This is a genomic window from Actinomyces sp. ZJ308 (genome assembly GCF_011752065.1).
Classification (GTDB): Bacteria; Actinomycetota; Actinomycetes; order Actinomycetales; family Actinomycetaceae; genus Actinomyces.
On the sequence record NZ_JAAIJY010000049.1, the window covers coordinates 1 to 9,390 of the forward strand.

Below are 9,390 nucleotides of genomic sequence, written 5' to 3' on the forward strand. Positions count from 1 at the left end.
GGCGGTCACCGGGCCCGAGCCCGCAGTGTTCGCACCGGCCGATGCCTCACCCGAGGCGGCAGTCGATGCCGTCGAGCCGCTGCCGGCGCCCGCACTGTTCATGGGTGGGATGGTGCCGCCGGCCTTCGAGCTGTTCGACGAGCATCCCGCCAGGGCCAGGCAGCCGGCGAGCAGGCACGCGCCCAGCGCACTGGCAAGACGACGACCGGAGGGCTGGCGCAGATGAGACAGGGGACGACTCATAGGGGTAGACCTTCCACGATCAAGCCGGAACCACACCCCGGCACAACACGAACCGCTCCAGATTCTACCGACCAGAACGCCACCAGCATCACAGAAACGTCATCACGAACAAGGCATGTCTGCTAACTCTCCGCGACCGCGACAATGCCGAGCAGCAACGCTTCAGACGGCGACATACTTCCAAACTCGAGGAGACCTCAAACCAGCCGCAAAATTCCGAAACTAATCCGACGTTGACAATCCCTCATCAGGGGCCATCGTAGGAGCAACATGCCCAGCCGCCCGATTGTACTCGGGCACCGAATCGACCAGCGCGCAGAACAATGAAACTATTGCACTTTTCTGACTATTATTTGGAACCCAGTTTTGATCGTCCGAGTTACGAAACTCCACCTTCAGGACATACCCGTCAGGATAGAACCACAACAGACTCCTTCCCGCTTCCTGAACCCAACCTGTGCCGGGACTAGAAACATTCTCGCTCAACTGAGAATATCCCTCAGTTTGACCATGCACAAACGAGTCGAGATTATTGTCACTCGACCAGGAGTAGTCGACCGTAAGACGGAGCTCGCCAGCATCAAAGTTACTAGCCCCAAGCCTGCATTTATAATGCCTTAACCCAGCATCCTCGGAATACGAGTTATAGAAGAAGAATCTTGTCGTTTCGAAAGAAAGGCCTTGCTCAAGTGTCTGATTTCGAACTATGCCGCGAAATACATCATGCGTTAAGATCGGCTCCTTATCTCTCTCCTGCAAAACACCGCAACTTGCCAGCATCAGCGACACAACAACGGCTGTCAGAACAGTGCTAGCAACGGTGAGTCTATGGCCAAGAGCTCGAGTTAACCACATTAGCCCTTCATCCTTTCATTTAAACTTCAAACCACTTGTGTCTGCACGTAGCACACACCTTCAGATGTCCACCAAGCCTAACTTCTATAGGAGACGGGAGATGCTCACCGATACGCATCTTTATGCTCTGAACGCTAAGAGCCTCGATAATGGGCGCACGACTAGGGTCCCGCTGGACCCGTCGGTGGCGGAGTAGGCCACCTGGATACTTAGGGGCGTGGTCCCGCCCAGGTGGGCCGAGCTGCGGTTGAAGGAGATCGTGCAGGGACTTGACCCTTCCGGCATGCCGGAGTGCCAGGGGATACCGAAGCCGGCGCAGGAGGCCTTACCGTCAGGGGCGGACAGCTGCAAGCCCGACGCCGACGCACCCCCACCAGCAGTAGTATCGTCCGCCTCTGCGCCAACGGGATTCAGAACGCCAGTGGCAATACCCAAGGCGGCGAACGTTACGAGCAACGTCCTTCTTGATGCTCGCGTCTTTCTCATCTCACACCCCCTAGTCAACAGAGCATTCCCCGTCCTGCCCACGCTGCCCTTGAGTGGCTAGCCAGGAGTTATTACCGGAAAGCGTCATCCTTGTCGCTAACGGCACCTGGATCCTGTGCGCCTGCGTCGTCACGTCATTGCCGCTCTCGTCAAGCATCGTCATTTTTCTTTGATCAACGCACATCGTCACCTGCGCCGTCGCCCCACCGTCATCCACGTAAACTTCCGACACGGAGACTCTCACCGGTGGCTGCGCGTGCTGGCCATCAGCCTTCATCTTGGCCGCATTCTCGATGACACGCTGCAATGTTGTTCCTGCGGCAACACTGTCGATGCCCGTTGTGTCTTTCCCTCCGCCGAACCAGATGCGCCAGGTGGCCTTGTCGTAGGCCATGAAGTCCTGGAGGACCTTGGTCTGGGTGGCGTCCAGGCCCTCGGGGATGGACACCACCGTGTACCCCAGCTCCGGGTCGGACAGGGACTCGGCGGTCACCGGGCCCGAGCCCGCAGTGTTCGCACCGGCCGATGCCCCACCCGAGGCGGCAGTCGACGATGCCGTCGAACCACTGGTGGCGCCCGCACTGCTCATGGGTGGGATGGTGTCCCCGGCCCTCGAACTGTTCGACGAGCACCCCACCAATGCGAGGGAAGCAGTGAGTAGGCATGCGCCGAGCGCGCCGACAACACGACGACGGCGACCAGACCGGTGGGGCGGACGAGGCAGACACGACAAGGAGCGACTCATGACAACAGGCCTTCCACGATCAAGCCGGAACCATACCCCGGCACAACACCAACCCCAGATTCTACCGACCAGAACCCGTGGGCGTCACGGAAACGTCACGCCCCTCGATAAGGCTCGCACCCTCCCCCACCCCGGCGAGGCGCCGCAGACACGGCACCTCGCCACCACTGTTCCCATCGACACACCGGACCGGCGAAACGCGCACCAACTAACATCGACAACCAAGCGATGTGCAACTCCGCCACGCTGTTAGACGCGAAGAGTCTGCCACCAGGTCCACCTTCACTCGACCCTGGGATACCGCATGCCCGACGAGATCGAGCGAGAACCCTTGGGTCTGAGCAAAACGAACTGAAACACCAGACATACGGCAGCAAATAACACCCGGCAACTCACCCGCGGACTTTACCGATCTCCACTGAATCAGGTTGAAGTCGCAGTTGACCCTGACGGCGAATCGCTCTCGCCGACGAGCGAAGGACTTAACGGTTGTCCAAGACCCGGGATCACCTCACCGTTGCACGTCCACGGAACCATAGATAAAGCAAGATTCTTGGCATTCTTCTTAATATCACCGTTCATCGGAGCTACATCTGCATAGAGAGTCACCATCACGAAAGCGTCGCCACAAGTGATGAGGCTACTGACACCCCGATCGTTCTCCATAACGCGAACATCCCCCGATGCCCCTTCCGCACCTTGGACATTAAATCTCTCCGACCCCGGACCTCGATAGGCGTTCTCGCGACTTTTCGCCGAAGATTTCCTACTGATCAACGACTCAAATACGGTTGTATCCGCAGATCCATTAGCACGAACTTCTCCCGAACAATCTAAGCGTCGATACCCTCCATCACTGTACCGACCGGACGAATCTCGGAGCGATACATCAGGAAAGACCGCTTTTACTGACTCGTCAGCAACTCCCAGGCAAGTGAAGTGCGAAGCTGAGGTGTCAACACTGGCCGGTGCAGCCGCGGTAGCCGCCGCATTAACTGGTCTTGAGTCCCCGCAACCAAACAAACTCAGAGCGATTGATACACTAAATGCAATGAAAAAGACTCTCTGTTGGCGCGTTCCATCGAACCGACTGTACAACATTTACGGCTCCCTGGACTACTGAGCGCTTTTCGGACACTGCTTGTTTTGTGTTTCAGGCTGCCTTGGTTAGGCCTAGGAATTCTTGCTCGACCTCGTTAGGCGTGCGGTACCCCAGGACTGAGTGAAGGCGAACATAATTGTATCTCATCTCTACCCACGAGGCAATATCGTTGATCGCCTTCTGTCCCGTGGGGTACACCATTCTATATGTGGGGTACACCATTCTATATACCCTCTCGTTTTGAGTGTGCGTTGAAGGATTCCGCCCACGCATTGTCCCAGCACGCCCCTGTACGCCCCACGGATGGGCGGATACCATAGGACTTCAGGTGGTCCAGAAACTTATGAGACGTGTACTGGGCGGGTTCAACTGGTGGTTGCAACACTGGTTGAACCCGCCCAGTACCGGTCCATTCGCTATGGGCAGGCTCTGGCCGAGTACGAGGCGGTCGCCTCGGTGGGATCCAAGGGAGATTCCTTTCGGCTTCGCTCTGGCTGAGGCGCCGAACTCCTTGTACAAGGCCGGGGCTCATCCGCAACCAGGGCCCCTGGGAGGACACCGACGCCGCCCGTGGTCGCCACCGCCGAGTGGGTCCACTGGTACGGACACCACCCGGCCCCATTCCGCCATCGGCATGCGCACCCCCGCCGAGCACGAAGCCGCTTGGGCCCCGACGTCAACCAGAACCGCCAATAACAATCACAACCAGCCATCACAACCAACTAAAACAGCCTCCACAAAACCCGGGGCTTGACACCCTTCGGTGGCACAACGACGCACCACAACACACTGCACCCTGCGATCATGCCGAGCAGCAACATCCCAAACCGAAACGTACCGGCGACACACTCCCAAACGGATGAGTCGGTAAAGCGTCGGGTGTGGTCTGCTACTGTTCGGGGCTTGACTCGGGTGAGGTCTGAGCTGGATCGTCACCTTGTGCTTCTGGGATGGTTGACGCTGGGGCGGTCCCAGTGGGGAATGCCGGGCTCAGAGGGGCTCCGAGGCCTGGGACCGGCTCTCCTTTGCAGACCCATGGCACCATCGATAGCGCTAGGTTGCGAAGATTCACGTTAAGGTCACCATTCAGTTGAGGCACCGGAAAGAACGTGATAAGAATGAAGGAATCGCCACAGGTAACAATGGAGCTTCCTCCTCCCGCCTTTTCCAGGAGGACCTCCCCCTTCGCGCCCTCGACTCCTGGGACAGGGAACACGTCCTTAGACAATGACCCGTCATAGGCCCTCCAATTGTCGTGAACATCTTCGCCCGTCAAATTCTTTCCGAAACGAGTAAAGAAAACAGTTTTCATGTCATCATCGTTGCCCATACTACCAAAACACTCGACATTCCTGACGGTGTCGCTATCCGGCTCCGGAAACGAAGTAGGCGAAAAATGCAGATCTTCCAACACCAAGCCCACCGAAGAAATCGGCACTCCAGGGCACGTAGAATCCACTTCAGATGGAGCGACACTACTGGGCACTGCATCGGGTTTCGAATCATGACTTGGCGAACATCCGCACAACGCCAAAACTAATGCCGCAGAAAGAAAAGGTACTCGAAAAGCCTGACTAGAATTCACTAGAACTCCTTGGTCTACAAGAAACTTGACGGGGGTGAAGTATATGTTGGATCCACTAAAACCAGACCACGCTAGCATTACGGCATCACACGCAACACTCAACTGATCTGACTGTAACGTTACCGAGAGTCTCGACCGGCCAACTGAAACCCAGAAAATTAGTTTCTTCATTCTGTCGCGCGGTCATAGGCCCCAGAATACGCCTTATTTCTTTTATCGTCATCAAAACCCTGTACGCCAGAATGTTGCCTCATGGCCGGTTTGCCGTCCTGAGGATCTACCTCCTTGGCGTCATGCGGAAGTTCCTCCGACAAGTGAATAAGTGCTTCTCGCTGCTCCGGAGTGAGAACAGGAGGCCGTTTTTTGCCCTCATCACCTTTATCGTCATCACTATTGTCGTGGTCATTAGGATCGACCTGAGTTGGGTCCACTTTAAGCTCGCTATCCGGACTAATATACAGATTCTATGCTGGTTCCGGTATTGTTTTCGAATATACGCTTACGCTCTTCCTGCGTATATGCTGTCTGAAGAGTTGACAGCGCCTGATATTCAAGGCTCGCCTGTTGGTCATTTTCCTTAGCCTCTTCGGAACCCGTATCCTTACCGAACAACTCATTTATGCCAATCTCAGCGCCTTTCGAAGCAGCGCTTTTACCAAACGCCATGGCAAGTTTGAATGTAGGTCAAAAGAAAATTATCGCCTCGCTTAATGTTATAAGCCCAACAGCAATGCCCTAAAGACTTTTATCAATAACCCCCTGTAGTTGCTGCCCCAGAACTTGTCGCTACATCAGCGCCGGGCAAAGCGACTTCACCACAGGCCCAGGGGCGAATCAGTTTCACCATATTAGTTGCATCCTCGCCGAGATTTCGAGGATATTCTTCTTGAGAATCATACAGTATCTTAACTATGATTCCCCTCTTGAATGAACCGCACTTCCATGCAGCACGCACATTCCCAGAATGCGGCTCCACCAAGGCGCCTACACCATCCACACCTTCGATACCATAATCAACCTCAGTGGGATCAAATACGTCACTGTTTTCATCAAATGAGTAGTCCGTTGCCTTTTTAAGTCTTGTAGACTCACCCCACATTACACTCAAATATGACCCTCCATTCTTTTTTGGAATCTTCCAAATGTAACACCCCCTTAGTTCCCCCTCATTGTCGTCGGAGTTGATTTCATTCCAGTCAAAACGATCTCCTACGATAGGCCGAGCGGCGCTTTGAGGCACTCCCGGGCACACCCAGTCTGACTCTCCTGAAGACAGAACTGTCGGCACGGGCGTCGGGGTAGATTGCTGCATACGGTGCGGAACACATCCCTGCAAAATCGAACACACCAAAATAACTGCAAAAATTGATAATAGGCGTGAAGAAGGAAAAATTTTAGTCGTGCGCATTTTGGTACGCCTCTCCATAACTCGCTCCTGCTTCAATCAAACAAACCTGAGTGTCGGCGTTCAACACGCCCTGAGGATGGTCAATAACATTATTCAACTTAGTCGCCGTATCCCCGGTCAGTCTGCTTGAATCGAGGTTACCGGCTTCATCAAACAGCTCAGGAACACTGTTCTGCAACGACTCCTTTTCACCATCCGTCAAACCTCCTCCCTGGCACAACGAACACAATGAGGCTTATTCATAGGGGTGCTTAAAGTGTTTTAGTGGGGTGTGCGTCGTTAGGCAGGGCGGCCTACTCCTGAGGGAATTCAGGTGTCGAATCTAAAACACCACAGGAAGCAAACCACCTTCATGAATAATAGCACGAGAATCACCCGCAGCGAGGTTGTGGACCTGTGCGAGACCATTCACGCCAGCAGTCCCGACCTGCCGGCGTCGGGGCCCGGGTGCTGGGGCTGTTCCTGTGCGTGCGCCTGACACTGACCTACCTGAGGCACAACCTGCCCCAGGAGCTGCTCGCCGAAGTCTACGGCGTCTCGCAGTCCACCGCCTCCCGGCTCGTCACCGCCTACACACCCCTGTTAGCCCACGCCCTGGGAAGCGGCGTGCCGACGGTGGAGGACCTCGACCCCACGGCCCAGCCGATCGTGGACGGCACCCTCCTTGAGTGCTGGTCTTGGAAGAGCCGTCCGGAGCTTGACTTAAGGCAAGCACAAGACCACCGGACTCAACGTGCAGGTCGCCTGCACCCAGGCCGGGACCCTGGCCTGGGTGTCCGACCTCCAGGACGGACGCACTCACGATGCCGAGGCGCTGCGCCGCTCCGGCCTGCTCAATATCCTCGCCACCGACCTCCCGCCTGGAGCCGACCCTCCTTCACATATCGGCGACGACGGCTACACCGGGGCCGGCATCGGTATCAAGGTCCCGGCCAAGAACCCGCACCCCGACCCCGACACCAGATGGCGCGGGCGGGCTGATCACCCCCATGCGAGCCCCGGTCGAGAAGGCCAACGCCCTGACCAAGCAATTCAAGACCCTCAAGCACCTCACTCTCAGTCCCACAGCCATCACCACCATCACCGCCGCAGCCCTGGTCACCCTCACCCTCAATAAAGGCTTCTGGTGAGAAAACTTCAATGGGGTAATGGCCTTCTTCGCGGCCCCGAGCTCGTAGCGCTCTGTCACGGTCGTTCCTTCGCGAAGAAGACGGCTGCTTTTTTCTCAGGAACTCGTTCTCCTGACGCAGCTCCCTGTTTTCCACTTTCAGCTTCGCGATCTCCGCCGACTCGGAGGCCTTTTTGCGGTCCCCTGGTTGGTGGCATGATCTTTTCTGTATTTTGCGACTCAGTTACCTACCGTCTGGGCCTGAGAATCGTACGAGGCCGCTACCGAGATGATCGTGCGGTCCTTCACCGATGACCTCACGCACGACCTAATTCTTGAACTCCTCCGAGTATTTCGCTGCTGGCATGGGATCTATCCTATCGACTCACGGGAAGATAAACTCCCCTGTCCGAGAAACACCACACACTCCAAACAGACGACAACGACACAATCAAACCAACCCGGAAGACCACAATGACGCCTGATCCAACTACCCAAAGCGGACATTAACAATGAAACAGGTCAAACACCCGGCACCCCAGAGCCCTACGTGGGGTATGACGTACTGGCCTGCCCCGGAGACGCAGCCAGGTCCGAGACCCTCAAGGCGACACGACCCACAAACCACTCGAGAAACTCCCTCGGGTCCTCGGCCGAATCACGACTGACCGTACTCCGTATCGACAGCAGCAAACTCATCCCCCTTCCATCGGGAAACTTCCATGCCGCCCCGTACGCGCCCTGATCTTCGTAGTACGACACTCCTTCACCCTCCAGCCCCTGGACGGAAAAAGACCTGACCTTCGAGTTACCGGAAATCTGCGAGACCCCTTGCATCAAAGAACTGGAGCCGGGATGGGGCGCTTCACCATAACGCAATGACAGAAAGTCGAAATCGCTCTGACTGGCACGGTCATAGCCTATGGTACAGAAAAACGATGGGTAAGTATCGTAAGGGGCGTGGCTGAACTGAAATCGCTCTACCTGCGCTCCGGCGTGCTCCTCGAACTCGCCGGCAGGAAGCAGGTTGCAGATCTCCACGTTGCTGGGGACCTTGTCGTCTGATGCGTCAGCAGTCGACGCCGAACTGTGGGCACTCGACCGGGTGCCGCCAGTGTGGCAGGCTGAAAGGCCCGAGAACACTGCGGCTGCTACCAGACCAACGGCGACATCTTGACACAGCCTTCGAGGAAATCGAATCAATCTACTCCTCATTCTCTCGCCTCTCCTTTTAGTCTTCCGCATGCTGCTCTCCCATTTCCTTGCCCTCTGCCTTACCGCTCCCATAGGTATCATATTCCATAGACGTCAAGTTGGGGTCGGCCGGCAGCGGCGTCTTAGACGAATCACCTGAAGCATAACGGGCCTTTGACATGAGTTGCACAGGTTAGGGTGGTTTGTGTTTCAGCGTGGGGTTTTTCGTTGGAATAATGGGGGTGGGGTGGTCGTTTCGGGGCACTAAGGCGGCGGTAGAATCTGGTGGGTGAGTCCGTACCTGCGTCAGGTCAAGACAGTCTCGGGGGCCACGGCCGTGCAGGTCGTAGTCAAGGGGCATGGTGTGCGCCGGATCGTGGAGCACCTGGGCTCAGCCCACGACGAGGCCAAGCTGGCCGCACTGATGCGCCTGGGACGCCAGCGGCTCCTGGCCGGTCAGCAGGTCCTGGACCTGGGACCAGCACTCAACGACGACGCTGACGAGGAGGGTGGTCAGGCACCCGGGGGACCTGGGCCTTGCAGGTGGTCGGCTCGATCAGACGCGCCAGAACCATCTGCTCAAAGGCCCGATCACCCCCGACCGCCTCCCCCAGCCCCAGACGCCGGTAGGCGCCGTGCAGGACCTCCCACAACAACCTCGAGT

5 protein-coding genes and 4 pseudogenes are annotated in these 9,390 nt (G+C 56.7%); 3 read left to right on the plus strand and 6 right to left on the minus strand.

The annotated features are described in order from the left end of the window. From HCR68_RS13380 to HCR68_RS13405, 6 genes and pseudogenes are all read right to left on the minus strand, one after another. Positions 1-243 (minus strand): annotated as a pseudogene (locus HCR68_RS13380) (hypothetical protein); the annotation flags it as partial. A gap of 222 nt (positions 244-465) precedes the next feature. Next, the gene (locus HCR68_RS13385) at positions 466-1,032 is read right to left on the minus strand and encodes a hypothetical protein (RefSeq protein WP_167150290.1); all 567 of its coding nucleotides are present in this window, start codon (positions 1,030-1,032) and stop codon (positions 466-468) included. A gap of 228 nt (positions 1,033-1,260) precedes the next feature. Next, positions 1,261-1,458: pseudogene (locus HCR68_RS14360) on the minus strand (hypothetical protein); the annotation flags it as partial. A gap of 136 nt (positions 1,459-1,594) precedes the next feature. Then, positions 1,595-2,173: a hypothetical protein gene (locus HCR68_RS13390; RefSeq protein ID WP_243859142.1), complete on the minus strand. Its 579-nt coding sequence runs from the start codon at positions 2,171-2,173 to the stop codon at positions 1,595-1,597. A 3,010-nt stretch (positions 2,174-5,183) separates the two neighbouring features. Further along, positions 5,184-5,447, minus strand: coding sequence for a hypothetical protein (locus HCR68_RS13400; RefSeq protein WP_167150297.1), 264 nt, complete (start codon positions 5,445-5,447; stop codon positions 5,184-5,186). A 317-nt stretch (positions 5,448-5,764) separates the two neighbouring features. Beyond that, positions 5,765-6,424 carry a hypothetical protein gene (locus tag HCR68_RS13405; protein WP_167150299.1) on the minus strand — a complete coding sequence of 220 codons (660 nt, stop codon included), beginning with the start codon at positions 6,422-6,424 and terminating at the stop codon, positions 5,765-5,767. A 468-nt stretch (positions 6,425-6,892) separates the two neighbouring features. On the opposite strand from HCR68_RS13405, the pseudogene HCR68_RS14365 reads away from it, so the two are divergent. The 3 genes and pseudogenes from HCR68_RS14365 to HCR68_RS13415 all read left to right on the plus strand — a co-directional run. Then, positions 6,893-6,963: pseudogene (locus HCR68_RS14365) on the plus strand (transposase family protein); the annotation flags it as partial. A gap of 194 nt (positions 6,964-7,157) precedes the next feature. Beyond that, positions 7,158-7,364, plus strand: a pseudogene (locus HCR68_RS14370) (transposase family protein); the annotation flags it as partial. 49 nt (positions 7,365-7,413) lie between these two features. Next, positions 7,414-7,554 (plus strand): hypothetical protein, encoded by a 141-nt coding sequence (locus HCR68_RS13415; RefSeq protein WP_167150288.1) that lies wholly within the window; start codon positions 7,414-7,416, stop codon positions 7,552-7,554. Positions 7,555-9,390 lie beyond the last annotated feature (1,836 nt).

Coding starts and splice junctions, on each gene's coding strand:
- HCR68_RS13390 (WP_243859142.1), bottom strand. CDS start 2,173: ATGAGCAGTGCGGGCGCCACCAGTGGTTCGACGGCATCGTCGACTGCC.
- HCR68_RS13405 (WP_167150299.1), bottom strand. CDS start 6,424: ATGCGCACGACTAAAATTTTTCCTTCTTCACGCCTATTATCAATTTTT.
- HCR68_RS13415 (WP_167150288.1), top strand. CDS start 7,414: ATGCGAGCCCCGGTCGAGAAGGCCAACGCCCTGACCAAGCAATTCAAG.